The 16,866-nt window shown below is 61.6% G+C and carries 15 protein-coding genes; 11 read left to right on the forward strand and 4 right to left on the reverse strand.

Going from position 1 to position 16,866, the window contains the following annotated elements; translation table 11 throughout:
- Nucleotides 1-23: 23 nt before the first annotated feature.
- A complete protein-coding gene (locus N8H71_RS05100; RefSeq protein ID WP_262193162.1) occupies nt 24-233 on the reverse strand; it encodes a hypothetical protein in 210 nt (69 codons plus the stop codon).
- Nucleotides 234-393: 160 nt separating this feature from the next.
- On the reverse strand, nt 394-756 hold the full coding sequence (locus N8H71_RS05105) for a cupin domain-containing protein (protein ID WP_262193163.1): 363 nt from the start codon (nt 754-756) through the stop codon (nt 394-396).
- 235 nt (nt 757-991) lie between these two features.
- Here N8H71_RS05105 and N8H71_RS05110 point away from each other — a divergent pair, with 235 nt between their 5' ends.
- Together N8H71_RS05110 and N8H71_RS05115 are read left to right on the forward strand one after the other, a co-directional pair.
- Nucleotides 992-2,485: an aldehyde dehydrogenase gene (locus N8H71_RS05110; RefSeq protein ID WP_262193164.1), complete on the forward strand. Its 1,494-nt coding sequence runs from the start codon at nt 992-994 to the stop codon at nt 2,483-2,485.
- A gap of 184 nt (nt 2,486-2,669) precedes the next feature.
- The gene (locus N8H71_RS05115) at nt 2,670-3,815 is read left to right on the forward strand and encodes an MFS transporter (protein WP_064379350.1); all 1,146 of its coding nucleotides are present in this window, start codon (nt 2,670-2,672) and stop codon (nt 3,813-3,815) included.
- A 21-nt stretch (nt 3,816-3,836) separates the two neighbouring features.
- On the opposite strand, the gene N8H71_RS05120 is transcribed toward N8H71_RS05115, so the two are convergent.
- Nucleotides 3,837-5,405 carry a phospholipase D family protein gene (locus N8H71_RS05120; protein WP_262193165.1) on the reverse strand — a complete coding sequence of 523 codons (1,569 nt, stop codon included), beginning with the start codon at nt 5,403-5,405 and terminating at the stop codon, nt 3,837-3,839.
- 343 nt (nt 5,406-5,748) lie between these two features.
- Between N8H71_RS05120 and N8H71_RS05125 the strand changes: the two genes are divergently transcribed.
- The 8 genes from N8H71_RS05125 (at nt 5,749) to N8H71_RS05160 (ending at nt 14,916) form a co-directional block, all read left to right on the forward strand.
- Nucleotides 5,749-6,414, forward strand: coding sequence for a DUF1120 domain-containing protein (locus N8H71_RS05125; protein WP_262193166.1), 666 nt, complete (start codon nt 5,749-5,751; stop codon nt 6,412-6,414).
- A 170-nt stretch (nt 6,415-6,584) separates the two neighbouring features.
- Entirely contained in the window at nt 6,585-7,292 is a 708-nt protein-coding gene (locus N8H71_RS05130; RefSeq protein ID WP_262193167.1) for a fimbria/pilus chaperone family protein, read from the forward strand.
- Nucleotides 7,292-9,712: a fimbria/pilus outer membrane usher protein gene (locus N8H71_RS05135; protein WP_262193168.1), complete on the forward strand. Its 2,421-nt coding sequence runs from the start codon at nt 7,292-7,294 to the stop codon at nt 9,710-9,712. The genes N8H71_RS05130 and N8H71_RS05135 overlap by 1 nt, the downstream gene beginning before the upstream one ends.
- A gap of 13 nt (nt 9,713-9,725) precedes the next feature.
- The gene (locus N8H71_RS05140) at nt 9,726-10,268 is read left to right on the forward strand and encodes a hypothetical protein (protein ID WP_262193169.1); all 543 of its coding nucleotides are present in this window, start codon (nt 9,726-9,728) and stop codon (nt 10,266-10,268) included.
- 221 nt (nt 10,269-10,489) lie between these two features.
- On the forward strand, nt 10,490-11,140 hold the full coding sequence (locus tag N8H71_RS05145) for a DUF1120 domain-containing protein (RefSeq protein ID WP_262193170.1): 651 nt from the start codon (nt 10,490-10,492) through the stop codon (nt 11,138-11,140).
- A gap of 101 nt (nt 11,141-11,241) precedes the next feature.
- Nucleotides 11,242-11,952 carry a fimbria/pilus chaperone family protein gene (locus N8H71_RS05150; RefSeq protein WP_262193171.1) on the forward strand — a complete coding sequence of 237 codons (711 nt, stop codon included), beginning with the start codon at nt 11,242-11,244 and terminating at the stop codon, nt 11,950-11,952.
- Nucleotides 11,952-14,375 carry a fimbria/pilus outer membrane usher protein gene (locus N8H71_RS05155; RefSeq protein ID WP_262193172.1) on the forward strand — a complete coding sequence of 808 codons (2,424 nt, stop codon included), beginning with the start codon at nt 11,952-11,954 and terminating at the stop codon, nt 14,373-14,375. Before N8H71_RS05150 ends, N8H71_RS05155 begins: the two co-directional genes overlap by 1 nt.
- A 13-nt stretch (nt 14,376-14,388) precedes the next feature.
- Nucleotides 14,389-14,916, forward strand: coding sequence for a hypothetical protein (locus N8H71_RS05160; RefSeq protein WP_262193173.1), 528 nt, complete (start codon nt 14,389-14,391; stop codon nt 14,914-14,916).
- On the opposite strand, the gene N8H71_RS05165 is transcribed toward N8H71_RS05160, so the two are convergent.
- Nucleotides 14,913-16,334 carry a PLP-dependent aminotransferase family protein gene (locus N8H71_RS05165; protein ID WP_262193174.1) on the reverse strand — a complete coding sequence of 474 codons (1,422 nt, stop codon included), beginning with the start codon at nt 16,332-16,334 and terminating at the stop codon, nt 14,913-14,915. The two genes, N8H71_RS05160 and N8H71_RS05165, sit on opposite strands and share 4 nt — an antisense overlap.
- 179 nt (nt 16,335-16,513) lie before the next feature.
- Between N8H71_RS05165 and N8H71_RS05170 the strand changes: the two genes are divergently transcribed.
- The gene (locus N8H71_RS05170; RefSeq protein WP_262193175.1) at nt 16,514-16,759 is read left to right on the forward strand and encodes a DUF1127 domain-containing protein; all 246 of its coding nucleotides are present in this window, start codon (nt 16,514-16,516) and stop codon (nt 16,757-16,759) included.
- Nucleotides 16,760-16,866: the final 107 nt, after the last annotated feature.

Below are 16,866 nucleotides of genomic sequence, written 5' to 3' on the forward strand. Positions count from 1 at the left end.
TTTTGTTGCCTGGCGGTTGGCAATCAACCGCAGATCAGTTCATCGATCTCATTGCGATCGTTGACCAATACCCGGATTCGGTCGGGCTTGGGCAGGAGATTGAACAAGTCTTCCGGCCGTTCCAGTCGATGTTTCTGAACTCCGGCCGCAGTGCGGATAGCGCTCAGGGTCTCAGGGGTGGCGATTTGGCCGATAGCAAATTGTGCAGCGTTGATATTGCAGAAATCAGGCATGGTGCCTCCTTGCGTTCCATTCAGTTGGGAGCGCTCATCGGTCGAGCCTGCCGAAACATCCTGCCTCGGTAGGAAATTGCCCGATGTATGAGCGCTGCCGCGAAGTTTCGCTCAGAAGCACCGCACGCGTCTTACTTGCGTAGTCACCACTTGTGTCGGTTCAGACCTTCTGTTCGAAGATCACATAGACCTTGCGGCAAGCTTCCAGCACTTCCCAGGTGCCACGGAAGCCGGCCGGAATAACGAAGCGGTCGCCGACGCGCAGGGTCTTTGCATTGCCTTCGCCGTCACGCAGCACGGAAACGCCCTGGAGGATTTCGCAGTATTCATGCTCGGTGTAATTCACCGTCCACTGACCCACCGCACCCTCCCACACGCCGACGCCCATTTGCCCGCAAGGGCTGTCGTATTGATTGAACACCGCCTGCTCGGGATCGCCCTTTAGTACTTTGGCCGGGTCCGGGCGATAGCGTTCGGCTTCGGTGGTGGTCAGGCTGATGTCGACGACGTTCTGGATGTTCATTGTTGTTTTCTCCCGTGATGACGGCGCGATGGCGTGAAAGGGCCAAAGTCTATGTTGATTAAATTGAACGCCGCAAGGCCGTATGGCGAGCTTATGTCAAATATATTGAAACAACCCCGGCCGCTGGTTTAGGGTGGCGGATGCCTTGGGCCGAAAAGCAGGCTGGCCGGGCAGTATTCCTGAGGACGACCGCGACGATCGCGGCGCTCGTATTGAACAAGAGGAGGACACTCGAATGACCACCCTGACTCGTGCCGACTGGGAACAACGCGCCCGCGACCTGAAGATCGAAGGCCGCGCCTACCTTAATGGCGAGTACACCGATGCCGTCTCCGGCGAGACCTTCGAGTGCATCAGCCCGGTCGATGGCCGTCTGCTGGGCAAGATTGCCAGCTGTGACGCCGCCGACGCCCAGCGCGCCGTGGAAAACGCCCGCGCCACCTTCAATTCCGGTGTCTGGTCGCGCCTGGCGCCGACCAAACGCAAAGCCACCATGATCCGTTTCGCCGGCCTGCTCAAGCAGCACGCCGAAGAACTGGCCCTGCTCGAAACCCTCGACATGGGCAAGCCGATCAGCGATTCGCTGTACATCGACGTGCCGGGCGCTGCGCAAGCGCTGAGCTGGAGCGGTGAAGCGATCGACAAGATCTACGACGAAGTCGCCGCTACGCCGCACGATCAACTGGGTCTGGTGACCCGTGAGCCCGTCGGCGTGGTCGGCGCCATCGTGCCGTGGAACTTCCCGCTGATGATGGCCTGCTGGAAGCTCGGCCCGGCGCTGTCGACCGGTAACTCGGTGATCCTCAAGCCGTCGGAAAAATCCCCGCTGACCGCCATCCGTATCGCCGAACTGGCGGTCGAGGCCGGTATTCCGAAAGGCGTGCTGAACGTGTTGCCAGGCTATGGCCACACCGTCGGCAAGGCGCTCGCGCTGCACAACGATGTCGACACCCTGGTGTTCACCGGTTCGACCAAGATCGCCAAGCAACTGATGATCTATTCCGGCGAATCGAACATGAAGCGCGTGTGGCTGGAAGCCGGCGGCAAGAGCCCGAACATCGTGTTTGCCGATGCACCGGACCTGCAAGCCGCCGCCGAATCCGCCGCCAGCGCCATCGCCTTCAACCAGGGCGAAGTCTGCACCGCCGGCTCGCGTCTGCTGGTCGAGCGTTCGATCAAGGACAAATTCCTGCCGATGGTGATCGAGGCGCTGAAAACCTGGAAACCGGGTAACCCGCTGGACCCGGCCACCAACGTGGGTGCGCTGGTCGACACCCAACAGATGAACACCGTACTGTCCTACATCGAGTCGGGTCACACCGACGGTGCCAAACTGGTGGCTGGCGGCAAGCGCACTCTTCAGGAAACCGGTGGCACTTACGTTGAACCGACGATTTTCGACGGTGTGAGCAACGCGATGAAGATCGCTCAGGAAGAGATCTTCGGCCCGGTGCTGTCGGTCATTGCGTTCGATACCGCCGAGGAAGCGATCAGCATCGCCAACGACACGCCTTACGGTCTGGCGGCAGCGGTGTGGACTCAGGACACTTCCAAGGCACACCTGACCGCCAAGGCGCTGCGTGCCGGCAGCGTGTGGGTCAACCAATACGATGGCGGCGACATGACCGCACCGTTCGGCGGCTTCAAACAGTCGGGCAACGGTCGCGACAAGTCGCTGCATGCGTTCGACAAATACACCGAGCTGAAGGCGACCTGGATCAAGCTGTAAATCGCTGAGGGAGCCTGCCGAGGCGGGCTCCCGAACGATACAAAGATCCCTGTGGGAGCGAGCTTGCTCGCGAAAGCGGTGTATCAGTCAGCACATTTGCTGAATGTGAAACCGTTATCGCGAGCAAGCTCGCTCCCACAATGTTTTGTGGTGCACATAAAAAATATCCACAGGAGCGTGGACCATGCGTTGGGCGACGTATTTCGCCGTGTTGGCGTCTGTCTTGAGTGTTGGCCTGGCCCTTGGGGTCAGCATGCCGCTGGTATCGTTGCGCCTGGAGGGCTGGGGCTACGGCTCGTTCGCCATTGGCGTGATGGCGGCGATGCCGGCCATCGGCGTGTTGCTGGGGGCGAAGATCTCCAGTCATCTGGCGGCGCGCTTCGGTACGGCAAACCTGATGCGCCTGTGCCTGTGGGCCGGGGCGCTGTCCATCGGCCTGCTGGCGCTGCTGCCGAGCTACCCGATCTGGCTGGTGCTGCGGCTGATGATCGGCGTGGTTCTGACCATCGTGTTCATCCTCGGCGAGAGCTGGATCAATCAACTGGTGGTCGAGCACTGGCGCGGGCGACTGGTCGCTCTGTATGGCAGCAGTTATGCGTTGAGCCAACTGTCTGGTCCGTTGCTGTTGGGCGCACTCGGCACGGATCACGATTACGGTTTCTGGGTGGGTGTCGGTCTGCTGATCGCTTCGCCGTTTCTGCTGCTGGGCCGCAGCGGCGCGCCAAGCAGCGAGGCCAGCAGCGTGACTTTCGGCGACCTGTGGGGTTTCGCTCGTGAACTACCGGCCATCGCCTGGGCGGTGTCGCTCTTCGCCGCGTTCGAAGCGATGATCCTGACGCTGTTGCCGGTGTATTGCCTGCAACAGGGCTTCACCGCGGAAATCGCGCTGGCGATGGTTAGCACCGTGGTGGTGGGCGATGCACTGCTGCAATTGCCGATCGGTGCGCTGGCCGACTACCTGTCGCGGCGGACTTTGTTCACCGGCTGCGCCGTGGTGCTGATGTTGTCGAGTCTGGCGATCCCGATGTTGCTCGACACCTTGCTGATCTGGCCGCTGTGGGTGCTGTTCGGCGCCAGTGCCGGTGGACTGTTCACCCTGTCGCTGATCCTGATCGGCGAGCGCTACCGCGACGATGCGCTGGTGCGGGCCAACGCGCATGTCGCGCAGCTGTGGGGCGTCGGTTGTCTGATCGGGCCGTTGATGGCGGGGGCCGGCAGTCAGTGGATCAGCGGGCATGCGTTGCCGTGGCTGATGGCGGCCGGTGCGTTCGGGCTGGTGATTCTGCTGTCGCGGCAAGGGGCGTTCGGCAAGGTGCCGGAGCCCGCTTGATGAGCCGGCTGGAGCGGGCTGCTACAGCATCCGCTCCAGTCCCACGGTGGTGCTGAACCACGCATTGAAGCGCCGCCACCAACTGCCGGGCTCCTTGGTCAACGTATGCATCTGGCCATTGTCCTCGGTGACCCACACCACTTTTCCGTCCTGCAGTTTCGCTTCGTAGCTCAGCGCCGGCGCCATGCCCTGTAAGGCCAGTTCGCGCACATGGGCCGCCAGTTCGGGGCTGTCCACCAACACGCCGACCTCGGTGTTCCACAGCACCGAGCGCGGGTCGAAATTGAACGAGCCGATGAACGATTTTTTGCCGTCGAAGATCATCGCCTTGCTGTGCAGGCTCGAGTCCGAACCGCGATAAGACTTGCTGTAAAACAGGTGCGGGCCGCTGCCGTAGTTATCCCCGGGCTGGCGCCGCAGTTCGTAGAGCTTCACACCATGTTCCAGCAACGCCTTGCGATATGGCGCGTAACCACCGTGCACCGCCGGCACGTCGGTGGCTTCCAGCGAGTTGGTCAGCAGGGTCACCGATACGCCCGCGTCGGCGCGGCCGGTCAGGTAAACCAGCCCCGGCTGACCGGGTACGAAGTAGGCGGAGATCATCATCAGTTCCTTGCTGACGCCCCGCAGTTCTGGCGCCAATTGCGTTGTCAGCAGCAGTTGCGGGTCTGGCTCGCCGTCCGCCAGCACCTTGCTTGGTGCATCCCACAACGCCTGGTTCCAGGCCCAGATCAGCTCCCGGCGCCAGATGTCCATGCGCGGGTGAGTAGTGAAGGTCATCAGCTGTTGGTACAGCGCGTGGTTCTGTTTACGGGTCTCCTCGAGTGACTCTTCCAGGCGCGTGCGGGTGTTCTGCAGGTCTTTGGCTGATGGTTTGCTGGAGAGAAATTCGTCGATCGGTTTGCTCAGAGCGCTGTTCCAGTACTGATCGAAACTGTGCCCGAGTTGTTCGGCGACCGGCCCGACACTCAGCATGTCGATGTCGGTGAAGTTCAGGTTGGGCTCGGCATCGAAGTATTCATCGCCCAGATTGCGTCCGCCGACGATGGCCGCGCTGTTGTCCGCCAGCCACAACTTGTTATGCATCCGCCGGTGCTGCTGCGACAGGTTGAACAGCCGCCCGGCTGCACGGGTAACGCCGGTGCTGCGCCCCAGGTGCAATGGATTGAACAGGCGGATCTGGATCTGCGGATGCGCCGCCAGCGTGGCGATGATCAGGTCGAGGCCGTCGCTGGTGGTGTCGTCCAGCAGGATGCGCACCCGCACGCCACGATCGGCAGCCTTCAAGACTTCTTCCACCAGCATTCGCGTACTGATCCCGTCATGGACGATGTAGTACTGCAAATCGAGACTGCTTTGAGCGTTGCGGATCAGCTCGGCACGGGCAGTAAAGGCTTCGGTGCTGTTGGACAGCAGGCGAAAACCGGACTGGCCTTTGTGCGGCGCCGCCTGGGCCTGGATCGAGCGGCCGAACGCCGATCCATTGGCCGGCAGGGCCTGGCTGGGCTCGCGCGGAGTATCCAGCGAAGCACACCCGGCGAGCAGCAGGACGAACAACAGTACAAACGGCAGAGAGTGTCTGGAGCTCAAGTCGGATTGTTCCAGGTGTGGGCGAGGTCAGGAGTATGGCACGGCGTACGCAGCGTGTTTTCGGTTCGACGGTCAGGCAATCCGACCCCTGAACCAGAGCTGCCTGTAGCTTATGACTGTCGGCACCGCGAGAGTTCTCAAACGAATTGACGATTTTTCCGGCGCACATCAGCTACGCCCCTCAGCGATTTTTCCAGCGCGCAATACACCCTCGCCTTACATCGCTACCGGGAAGCAACCGGAATAATGACAACGCCGATTCTGAGGCAGGAAGGTTCCTGTTTTTCAGCAGAAGAAGCGCAGCTGGCTGTCATCTTTCGATTCTTATGGAGTGAGAATTTTCATGTGCAAGACCTTTCGTGCAATAGCTATAGCAGGTGCCCTGTGTCCGTCATTGGTCATGGCTGCTGGTGGGGATCTGAACATCACCGGCACCATCGTGCCGACCTCATGCAAGCCTGCATTCACCGGCGGTAACACGGTCAATCTGGGGGATATTTCTGCCGCATCTCTGAACCCCGACCGTCAGACCGAGCTGACCAATCACACCATATCCTTGAACGTGACCTGCTCGGCGTCCGCGCCCATGGCGATCAAGGTGCATGACAATCAGGCTCATACTCAACTGCCGGGCATCATTGTCGATGGAACGGACTGGCCGTTGTATATCTATGGAATCGGCCTGGCGCCTGGAGCTAAAAAAATCGGTGGTTACGGGCTGCGCTTCGGGACACCTACGGTCGATGGTCAGCCTTCCATGGTGATGTACAAGCAAGGGAGCATGCCCAACTGGGATAGTCCGGATACGGCAACCCTGGTCGGGAAAAACGTGGAGGGTGGCAACCTGCGCTACTCATGGGGGGCGTCGCTGGCAGCAGGGCCGATGCCAGGGGTCGTGCATACGTTTCCCATGACCCTTGTTCCGGTCATCGGCCCCTCGCAGAATCTGGATCTCAGTAACTACATACCACTCAACGGCTCGGCGACGTTCGAGCTGCTTTACCTCTGACGGGGAGCACACGACTGCCTTGAACAGAGGGCGGATCAGTGTCGCGCACCCTGCGCAGGACAATGGACAGGCTTTGCGTGCTTGCGAGGCCTGTCGCTTGTAATCAACCCGGTCGGCAGTCCCGTTGCTCGGCGTCACTGCCAGTTTCGCGTTCGCGTGTGGACAACAATATGAATGCTTATGTGCGCAATGCCATCACCGGTGTATTGCTGGTTGGTCTATGGGGGCCCGGTAGTGTCCGGGCGGCGGGGATGGTTCCGGAAACGCCGATCGTAGTGCTGGACGAAGGGGTGGGTGAAGCGGGGATCAACGTGTTCAATAGTGAGCCGCATCCGGCGCTGTTGCACACCTCTGTCGAAGACGTGCCGCAAGACACCGAGTCATTGCTGTTGCTGACGCCACCGGTTGCCCGGGTCGAAGCCGGCGCGACCCAGCGCGTTCGTTTCATCCTGCGCAGCGCCGAGCCATTGAAGACCGAGCGTCTCAAGCGCGTGGTGTTCGAAGGCATAGCGCCTCAGGATTCATCAGGTAATGCTCAGATAAGCTTGAGCGTACGCCAGAACATTCCGGCGATTTTACGTCCTAAGCACTTACCGATCGACCGCGAGCCTTGGAAGCATTTGCTGTGGTCGCAAAAAGGCACCGAGGTGCAGGTGCGCAACCCCAGTCCGTATGTTGTACGGTTGGGGCACTCGGTGATGTTGCTGCCAAGACAGCGGGAGCTGGATCTGGGGCGCACTTATGTGCTGCCCGGTGAAACGCTCACGCTAAGTGGAACTGTTGAGCGCGGACAAGCGGCGACACACGTGCGGTTGTTCCCGGTGACCACTTACGGATTCGCCATTGCGCATTTTGATGCACCTCTGGGTCTGGACTGATGCATTCGCGGTGGTTCGGCGGCCTCTTGCTGATGGGAGCCCTGGGTTATTCGTCGACCCACGGCGCAGAGCAGGTCAGGGTGCAATTCAATCAGGAAGTGATCAAGTCGCGCGGGCTGGATCCACGTCTGGCGGAGTATTTCAGCATGGCCCCGCGCTTTCGTGAGGGAGTGCAGGCGGTCACGCTCTCGGTCAACGGCGTGCCCAAGGGGCGGTTACAGGTGACGTTCAATACTGAGGGCGAGTTGTGTTTTACGCCGTCACTACTGGAGCGTGGCGGCATCCGTATTCCGGATCACGCCGAGTCTGTAACCGAACCGGGATGCGAGTTGTTCGTCCAGCGCTTTGCGCACGCGGTGGTGCAAGCTGATCCGTCCCGTGAACACGTTGCGCTGCTGGTGCCAACCGACGCGTTACTGCCTGATAGCCCGGCCCGGCGCAGTTTCGTTAACGGGGGTACGGCAGGGCTGTTCAATTACGACGCGTTGTTGCTCGGTAGCCACTATGCCGGGCAGTCCTCGCAATACCGCAGCCTCAATACCGAAATCGGCTTGAACACGGCGGACTGGGCATTGCGCAGCCGCCAGGCCTACAGTGAGCTGGCCGGGCAGGGCCGCGTCGAGCACTTGTACGCCTACGCTTCGCATACCTCCGAGCGCTATCAGGCCAATCTGCAGATGGGACAGTTGAACATGGTTTCGCCCCTGTTCTCCGGTGAGGCTTTCAATGGCTTTCAGGTACAGCCGGAGCTGGCCTTGATAGAGCTGGATGAGGACAGCTCCGGTGCAAGAGTCGAAGGCATTGCCTATTCCTCAGCCCGGATCGAGGTGACTCAGAACGGCGCTTTGATCTACACCACGGTGGTGCCCGGCGGACCGTTCACGCTGGCGGGATTGCCGTTGCTCAGCCAGAACGTTGATCTGGAGGTTACGGTGCACGAGGAGGACGGTCAGCAGCGGCGTTTTATTGTTCCCGCGACCCAATTGCGAAGTGTGATGCCGGGCAGAGCGCCAGGCTACGGACTGGCCGCCGGGCGTGTACGGCGTTATGCCGGGGATGAGCGGTATGCGCCATCGTTTGCCGCCGCCAGCAGGGACTGGCGGCTCGGCCCGCGCTGGCAGGCCACGGGTGGCGCAATGCTCGGCACTGGCTATCAGTCGCTGGGATGGGCGATGCAACGGACGCTGGGGGATCGTCTGGTGTTCGGGGGGCGTCAGGTGATTTCCCGGACGCACGATCAGGCCCTGTCCGGAACACAGTTGCAATGGACGGCCAACGGTCTGCTCGGCGAAGGATTGTCAGCCGGTCTCGCGATGACGCAGCAGACGCAGGATTTTCGCACGCTGTCCGATACCACCTGGGACCAGAAAAGTGATCAGCCCTTCGTGAGAGTGCGCAATCAAATGACGGCGAACCTCAGTGCCAGCAGTTCGACACTGGGTGGTTTTTCCACCAGTTACTCCCGGTTTTCCATGTTTGACGGCACGGCTACTTCCCGGGTCGCTTTCGCGTGGTCGCAGAATATTCGCCGGGCCAATCTGACATTGACCCTGGAGCGCGACGTTGCGGGTGAGGCGGACGATGCCCGCGGAACGGCAGTCTATTTAAGTGTCGGTATACCTCTGGGGCCGCGCCAGGCGTTGCGCAGTGACGTGCGCAATGATCAGGTCGGTGGCACCCGCAGCGGTCTGCGATTCAATGAACAGCTCAGCGACACCCTGGCCTACAGCATCGGCGCCGAGCGACCGGATGACGGCAGCGCCGGGTTCAACGGACGGGTCAATCTGTTGCCCCGCTATAGTCAGGTGGACATGGGTTATTCCCGCAGTGGCGCCGGTAACCGGAACTATGACATCGGCCTGCGCGGCGGTGCGTTGGTACACGGTGACGGAGTGACGCTGTCGCCCTATCCGCTGCGCGAAACCTTCGCCTTGCTCAAGGCCGGCGAAAGCGCGGGCGTCAAGTTGAACACTCCGCGTGGCCCGGTCTGGACCGATCATTCCGGGCACGCCGTGGCAGCGAGTCTGCCGGCATACAGCAAAGGACGGGTCGAACTCGACACGGCCAGCCTGGGGCGCAATGTCGATGTGCACAACGCTTTTCAAGAGGTCGAAGCCGGACGTGGTGCGGTCGCGCATCTGGCGTTCGACATGGTGACCGCGCGGCGCCTGCTGTTGCAGGCGCGCACCGCCGACAACGTTCTTCTGCGCAAGGGCGGAGCCGTTTTCGATGCGCAGGGGCAGTACATCACCAACGTACTGGAGGCCGGCACGATCTTCCTGCCCGATGTCCGGCCAGACACGAATTTGCACGTGGTGTTGCCCGATGGCAGTCGCTGCCGGTTGGTCTACAGCCTCGGTGAACACCCCGACACCCAATTGCTGTTTGAAACGGCGCAAGCCACCTGCCACACGGTTTAAGGAGTCAGTCACCATGCATCGTTTGAATACCGGCACGATCGGTCTGGCATTGCTCAGTGCCGTGTTTATCGCCGATCAGGCCCAAGCGCAGTCAGGCTGTGCAGTCAGACTGGGGCAGCCTTCCATCGATTTTGGTGTGATGACGCGCGGTCAGTTGCTGCAGCAGCCCCTGGAAAATGACCAGTTGAGTTTCGGGCGCCGACGGGTGCAGATCACCGTTCAGTGTGAGCGGACAGTTGCGCTGCGACTCGACCTGGCGGCGCCGGCAGCGGATGCCGTGGACTATCGGTTTGGCGCAGGGGCGTTGAGGGTCCATGTGATGGCTGTCCGGGTGGATGGCAAAGCCGTGCAGTGGCTTGGATTTGAACCGGGTGTCCCATCCGGTGCGGCTGTCTGGCCCGCCGGGCAACGTCTGATTCCCGCGCGGGCGGGCGTTGCACTGGAAGGTCAGCGTATGGACGTCGAAGTGGAACTTGAAGGGCGGGTAGGGTCAGCGCAGACCCGGGTTGCCGACCTGACCCGGTTCGGGACCGATCTGCGCTTTCAGGCGTACTGAAGCTCGGACCCCGGAGACATGGCGGTTCAAAACATCCGGCCACTGCAGCGTAGGATCTCGCCACCAAGCTCAAATTACCTATTAAACCAGTCGTGATTTCGCTGTTTAAGCGCTCCCGTTTCCTACAGATTTATCTCTCATAAGCCGCAATCATCAGCCCGCTTACTTACATACCAAGTTTGTAGGGACTGAACTGTCAATCAAATGGAAGATTACGGCTTATGAAAAAGACATACCGTCTTGCAGTACTGGCGGCGGCGCTGCTGCCAACAATGGCAATGGCAGAAAGCGTTGACCTGAATGTCATCGGCACCATTATTCCGACCTCCTGCATTCCGGCCTTTGCCGGTGGCAGCACAGTGGATCTGCGCAAGATTTCGGCGGCGACTTTGAATCCGACCACCCAGACCCTGCTGGCCGGTCGCGATGTGTCCCTGCACATCAATTGCGATGCACCGGCTCCGGTGGAAGTGTCGGTGCGTGACAACCGCGCCGGCACCAAGCTGCCGGGCATCAGTGATGGTGCTGGCCAGAACAGTCCGGAGTTGTTCTACGGGTTGGGCGACATCAACGGCACACCCATTGGTGGTTTCGCCTTGCGTCACGGCATTCCGGAGACTGACGGCAATGCCCAGACGCTGCTGACCCGTACCCTGGCGGCCCCAACATGGCTTGTGCCGACCAGCACACTGGTCAGCAATGCGCCACAGTTGTACTCGTGGGGCGTCAGCGCCGCGACCGGTCCGGTTGCCGCCCGCCACCATGGTTTCCCTATGCACCTGCTGCCGATCATCGGCCCAAGCAACGCCTTGCCGATTGCCAACGAAATCCCGCTGGATGGCTCCGTGACGTTCGACATGTTCTACCTCTGACGGCGGCGTCCCGGTGAATCTCACGCACCGGGACTGACTGGCGCACGCGAGCGCGGTCCGGCCTCTGCCGGATCGCATCCAGGATTTCACGGATTATCCCGATGCTCATTTCTTTCAAGTCTGCTCTCAAGACGGCACCGCTGTGCCTGTCCGCATGGTTTTCAATGCCGCTGGCCCACGCCGCCGGAATGGTTCCGCAGACGCCGGTGCTGTTGGTGGAGGAGGGCATGGGTGAGGCGGTGATGAACGTGCGCAATACCGACACGCATCCCGCATTGCTGCACACCACCGTTGAGAACATCGAGGACAGTGACGACGTCCTGCTGGTCTTCACCCCGCCCATTGCCCGGGTCGAGCCGGGCGGCATTCAGCAAGTGCGATTCATTCTGCAAAACCGACAACCGTTGAAAACCGAACACCTGAAGCGGGTGATCTTCGAGGGAATCAGCCCGGCCAGTGACGCTGCCGGAGCGCGGGTCACCCTCGGTGTGCGCCAGAACCTGCCGGTGATTTTGCGTCCCGCCGGGTTGCCGGTCGAGCGCGAGCCGTGGAAGCTGCTGACTTGGTCAATGGATGCTACTGGTGTGCAGGTCGTCAATCCGAGCCCCTATGTGGTTCGGCTGGCGAAAACCATTGTGCCTCTGCCGGGCACCCGCTCGGCGAACCTGCCCAAGACCTACATCTTGCCCGGCGAGCGAATGCACGCTGATCTGCCCTTACACACCTCGGCACAGACGATGGCGGTGAGGATTTTTCCGGCCACCACCTACGGCTTTGCGGTCGATCATTACGACGCGCCGGTTACCCGCTGATGAAGTTCTGCGCTCGTTTTGGCGTGTTGCTGCTCGCGGCTAACGGCACCGTGCTGGCGGCCGAGTCACTGGAGTTTGACGCCCGCGTGTTGAAAGACCGAGGCATCGATCCCGCGTTGGCGGCGTACTTTCGTGAGGCGCCGCGCTTCACCCAAGGCGAGCACTCCGTGGCGCTTGAGGTCAACGGACAGGCCAGAGGCCGTGTACGTGTGACATTCAACGAGCGCGGCGAATTGTGCCTGCACCCCCAATGGCTGAACGCTGCGGGAGTACGCCCGCCCACCTCGATGGACAAGCTGCAACCGGCGCAGTGCATGACGCTGGTGGAGGGATTTCCCGAAGCGGTCGTGCAACTGGATCCGGGACGCGAACGGATTGACCTGCTGGTACCGACCGACAGTCTGATGCTGCCGGAACGTGCGTCCAACAACTTCGCCCATGGCGGTACGGCCGGCGTTTTCAACTACGACGCGCTGATGGTCGGCAGTCAGCATCAAGGCCGGCACGACAGGTTTCAAAGCCTGGGCACGGAGGTCGGCCTGAATGCCGGGGACTGGGTGCTGCGCAGCCGGCAGTCCTACACGTCGACCGCCGGCAACTCGCGGTTCGAGCACCTGTATGCCTACGGTGCGCGAACCCTGGAGGACGCCGAAGCCAGTCTGCAGGTCGGGCAATTGAATCTCGCGTCGAGCTTGTTTGCCGGTGAGCCGTTCAACGGTGTACAAATCCTGCCGGAAGCGGCATTCACGCAGTTGCGCACGGCGCAGGACGGCGCGCGCGGGCAGGTGGAGGGTGTCGCGTATTCGCCGGCCCGCATTGAAGTCCGGCAGAACGGTGTGTTGATCTACACCACCATGGTGCCGAGTGGGCCGTTCACGCTGCGAGCGCTGCCGCTGCTGAGCAATCAGATTGATCTGGACGTGACCGTCCACGAACAGGATGGGCAGGCGAGGCGCTTGCGGGTGCCGGCGGCGAGTCTCCACGAAGCGCAATGGGCCGGGCCGAGCGGGTTCAACTTTGCGCTGGGTTCGGTGCGACGGCTGGGCTCGGACGACCGACAGACACCTTCTTTCACCACATTCAGCAAGGATTGGGATTGGGGGCAGGCTACACGACTGACCGCCGGTGTGCTCGCGGCAACCGACTACCTGTCGGCAGGCTGGGGCCTTCAGCGGCAGTGGGCAGGGGGCTACGCACTGGGCCTGCGACAGGTGCTGTCCGATGACCGCTCCAATGGCGCGGGAGGCAGGCAGACGCAACTGACGCTCAGTGCGCCGCTGTCCGAACACCTGTCGACGAGCCTGGTTGCGGTGCGCCAGAGCCGGAATTTTCGCACGCTGTCAGACACCGGCTGGGATCAGGACCTTCACCGGGCCGAATCACCCGGTCGCGATCACCTGGTGTTTTCTCTCACCGGCTCGGTGGATCAATGGGGTGCATTCGGGGCGACCTGGTCGCGATATTCGACTCAGGGTGAGCCGTCGCAGTCGCGTCTTGGCCTGTCCTGGTCTCGCACATTGCCTGAGCGCATCAGTCTGTCGTTGAACCTGGAGCGTGCCATTGGCGATACGGCGTCCGATCGCCTCGGCAACTCCGCTTATCTGACACTGGGGATGGCGCTGGGTGGCCAGCGAAGACTGCGCGGTTATTTGCGCAGGGATGACCGATCCGGCCTGCGCCGGGGCGTGGCCGTCAGCGATGTACTGGGTGAAAACCTGGCCTACAGCGCCAACGCTGAATACCGCGACGAGGCGGCAGCGAGCTACGGCGTTCGCTTCAATGCGCTGCCGCGCTACACCAGCCTCGACGTTGGCGTCGGCCAGCGATCCGGGGCGACCGATTACGATGTAGGGCTGCGCGGTGGTGTGGCGCTGCATCGCGATGGCGCAACGTTGTCGCCTTATCCCCTGCGCGACACCTTCGGCGTACTCAAGGCCGGTGATCGATCGGGCGTAAAACTGAACACGCCTCAAGGGCCAGTCTGGACCGATGGCTCGGGCCACGCCGTCGCGGCGAGCCTGCCGGCCTGGTCGACCGCACGGCTGGAAGTCGACCCGCTCAGCCTGTCGCGCAACGTTGAAGTGCTCGACGGGGTGAAGGAGGTGCAGCCGGCCCGTGGGTCGGTGCAGCATCTGGACTTCTCGCTCGTCACGGTCCGGCGATTGTTGCTCAACGCAATGACCGCCGACCGGCAATGGCTGGCCAAGGGGTTGAGCGTTCACGATGAACAGGGCCGCTACCTGACAACGGTCCAGGATGCCGGAACGATTTTTCTGCCCGACGCAAAAGCCGGTCAGCGCCTGCATGTGCAACTCCCTGACAACACGCAGTGCGTGTTGCGTTTCCCGCTTTCCGAATCCCCTGACGACAGCGCGCTCATCGAGCGGGTCGATGCCACCTGCGCGCCGGCCGAGCTGTCCTGAACGAGTGCATCTGATGAAAATTTTGCCGGTTTGGATCGTGTTGCTGTGCCTGGTATTTCAATCGGCGTCAGGCGCCGGAATGTGTCAGTCGAGCCTGTCGCCCGCGAGCGTGAACCTGGGTAGCGCAACGCGCGCCGACCTGCTGCAACGCACGGCGCTTGATGGCCAGGGCCCGGGATTTGGTCTGCGCAGCGTGCACTTGCGGGTGCACTGTCCAGACGTGCGCTTGATGCGTTGGGCATTTGTCGCGCCCCCGGCCGATCCGCAACGTTTCCGTTGGGCGGCGGGCACGTTGCAACTGCGCATCGTGGCCGTGCGTCTCGACGGTGCGGCGGTGCCCTGGCGGCTGGACAGCGGCCAACCGGTCGAAGGTGATTTCCTGCGACCGGGCATCTACGTTGTTCCATGGCGGGCGGACGCCGGTATCCAGGGCAGCCTGCTGGAAGTGGTGTTGGAGCTCGATGCGCGGGTCGATGACGCGTCAAGCCGCCCCGTCGATCTGGAGCGGTTTGAAGGTCAGGGTACATTTACGGTGGATTAATCGGCCTCGGCCAACAGCCTGATCGCGGTCGCGCCAACCTTGCGCACGGCCTCCTCGATCAGCGCTGTCGGTTTGGCCGCGTAGTTCATGCGCAGGCAATTGCGGTACTTGCCCGAGGCGGAAAAGATGCTGCCGACGGCAATCTGTACGCCCTGATCGTGCAGGGCACGATTCAGTTTCAGCGTATCGAAACCTTCCGGCAATTCGACCCAGAGCATGAAGCTGCCCTGCGGTCGGCTGGCGCGGGTGCCGACCGGGAAGTAGCGGGTCACCCAGTCGATCATCACGTCGCGATTGCGCTGATATTGAGAACGCATCCGCCGCAAATGCGGTTCAAAGTGTCCGGACTTGAGGAATTCGGCGATGGCGATCTGTGGCTGTGGCGCGGTGGAACCGGTGCTGATGTATTTCATGTGCAGCACGCGTTCGAGATAGCGACCCGGCGCGACCCAGCCGATGCGCAATCCCGGCGCGAGAGTCTTGGAAAACGAACTGCACAGCAACACACGGCCATCCTCGTCGAAGGACTTGATCGTGCGCGGACGCGGGTAGGTGTAGGCCAGTTCGCCATACACATCGTCCTCGATGATTGCCACGTCGAAGCGCTGGGCCAGGTTGAGCAGGGCGCGTTTGCGCGACTCCGGCATGATGTAGCCGAGCGGGTTGTTGCAGTTGGGTGTGAGCTGGATGACCTTGATCGGCCATTGCTCCAGCGCCAGCTCCAGGGCTTCGAGGCTGATGCCGGTGAGCGGGTCGGTGGGGATTTCCAGGGCTTTCATGCCCAGGCCTTTGAGGGTTTGCATGGCGCCGTGAAAGCTTGGCGAATCCACCGCGACGATGTCGCCGGGCTCGCAGATCGCGTGGATGCTGGTGGACAGTGCTTCGTGGCAACCGGTGGTGACCACCAGATCGCTGGCGCTCAACTGGCAGCCGGAATCGAGCATCAACCGGGCAATCTGTTCGCGCAGTTCGAGGGTGCCGTGGATGTTGTCGTAATACAGACCGGGCATGTCCTGACGTCGGCTGATACGGGCCAGTCCGCGCAGCAGCGGTTTCATCGTCGGGGACGAGATGTCCGGCATGCCGCGACCGAGCTGCACCACGTCCTTGCGCGGCACGGCACGAATCAGTTCCAGCACCTGATCCCACTGGGAAATTTCCACCGGCCGCTGCGCGGGACGCCCGACTGCTGGCAGTTCGGGCAACTCGCGCCCGACCGGCACGAAGTACCCGGACTTGGGTTTCGGCGTGGCCAGGCCGCTGTCTTCCAGCATCCGATAGGCCTGCTGCACCGTGCTCAGGCTGACCCCGTGTTCTACGCTCAAGGCGCGCACCGACGGCAGGCGGTCACCAGGACGGTAGAAGCCTTGTTCGATGCGGGTGCCGAGCAATTCGGCGAGGTTCACATAGAGCGTCATGGCACTGCCTCGATGCAGATGATTCGTTAAACCAGTACAGATGCGGCGTAAATCGACAATTCAGTCTCAGGAACAGCAAATCTGTATGGAATTAATACAGGTGTGTTGAATCTGTAATGCTTTTGCTCGCCCGCGCATCATGGAATCTCTGGCTACCCAAGTAAACAGGAGCAATGAAAATGAACGGCTTGAGCGATGTGCGGCTGATGTTACACAGTCAGGAACTGGAGGCAGGGCAACAGGACAATGCGCGCAACGAGATCATGCGCAACGCACCGTCCGGCCTGAGTCGCTGGGATCTGTTCTGGCATCGTCTGCACACGCGCAAGGCGTTGCTGCGTCTGACGCCGGAGCAGCTCAAGGACATCGGGCTGACCCGCGAGCAGGCGATGGAGGAGGGGTTGAAGCCGTTCTGGCGGATCTGAACTCTGCGGTGATCTTTAGATTCGCGAGCAAGCTCGCTCCCACATTCGACCGTGTCTGGCAGGCAGATCGCGGTCAACTGTGGGAGCGAGCTTGCTCGCGAAGTCGT

It is taken from the genome of Pseudomonas koreensis (genome assembly GCF_025447595.1).
Taxonomy (GTDB): Bacteria; Pseudomonadota; Gammaproteobacteria; order Pseudomonadales; family Pseudomonadaceae; genus Aquipseudomonas; species Aquipseudomonas koreensis_H.

What these genes read in the sequence shown, in the direction of transcription:
- N8H71_RS05150 (WP_262193171.1), top strand. Translation starts at nt 11,242, where the DNA reads ATGCTCATTTCTTTCAAGTCTGCTCTCAAGACGGCACCGCTGTGCCTG.
- N8H71_RS05165 (WP_262193174.1), bottom strand. Translation starts at nt 16,334, where the DNA reads ATGACGCTCTATGTGAACCTCGCCGAATTGCTCGGCACCCGCATCGAA.
- N8H71_RS05130 (WP_262193167.1), top strand. Translation starts at nt 6,585, where the DNA reads ATGAATGCTTATGTGCGCAATGCCATCACCGGTGTATTGCTGGTTGGT.
- N8H71_RS05155 (WP_262193172.1), top strand. Translation starts at nt 11,952, where the DNA reads ATGAAGTTCTGCGCTCGTTTTGGCGTGTTGCTGCTCGCGGCTAACGGC.
- N8H71_RS05110 (WP_262193164.1), top strand. Translation starts at nt 992, where the DNA reads ATGACCACCCTGACTCGTGCCGACTGGGAACAACGCGCCCGCGACCTG.
- N8H71_RS05140 (WP_262193169.1), top strand. Translation starts at nt 9,726, where the DNA reads ATGCATCGTTTGAATACCGGCACGATCGGTCTGGCATTGCTCAGTGCC.
- N8H71_RS05100 (WP_262193162.1), bottom strand. Translation starts at nt 233, where the DNA reads ATGCCTGATTTCTGCAATATCAACGCTGCACAATTTGCTATCGGCCAA.
- N8H71_RS05170 (WP_262193175.1), top strand. Translation starts at nt 16,514, where the DNA reads ATGAACGGCTTGAGCGATGTGCGGCTGATGTTACACAGTCAGGAACTG.
- N8H71_RS05125 (WP_262193166.1), top strand. Translation starts at nt 5,749, where the DNA reads ATGTGCAAGACCTTTCGTGCAATAGCTATAGCAGGTGCCCTGTGTCCG.
- N8H71_RS05160 (WP_262193173.1), top strand. Translation starts at nt 14,389, where the DNA reads ATGAAAATTTTGCCGGTTTGGATCGTGTTGCTGTGCCTGGTATTTCAA.
- N8H71_RS05115 (WP_064379350.1), top strand. Translation starts at nt 2,670, where the DNA reads ATGCGTTGGGCGACGTATTTCGCCGTGTTGGCGTCTGTCTTGAGTGTT.
- N8H71_RS05105 (WP_262193163.1), bottom strand. Translation starts at nt 756, where the DNA reads ATGAACATCCAGAACGTCGTCGACATCAGCCTGACCACCACCGAAGCC.
- N8H71_RS05145 (WP_262193170.1), top strand. Translation starts at nt 10,490, where the DNA reads ATGAAAAAGACATACCGTCTTGCAGTACTGGCGGCGGCGCTGCTGCCA.
- N8H71_RS05135 (WP_262193168.1), top strand. Translation starts at nt 7,292, where the DNA reads ATGCATTCGCGGTGGTTCGGCGGCCTCTTGCTGATGGGAGCCCTGGGT.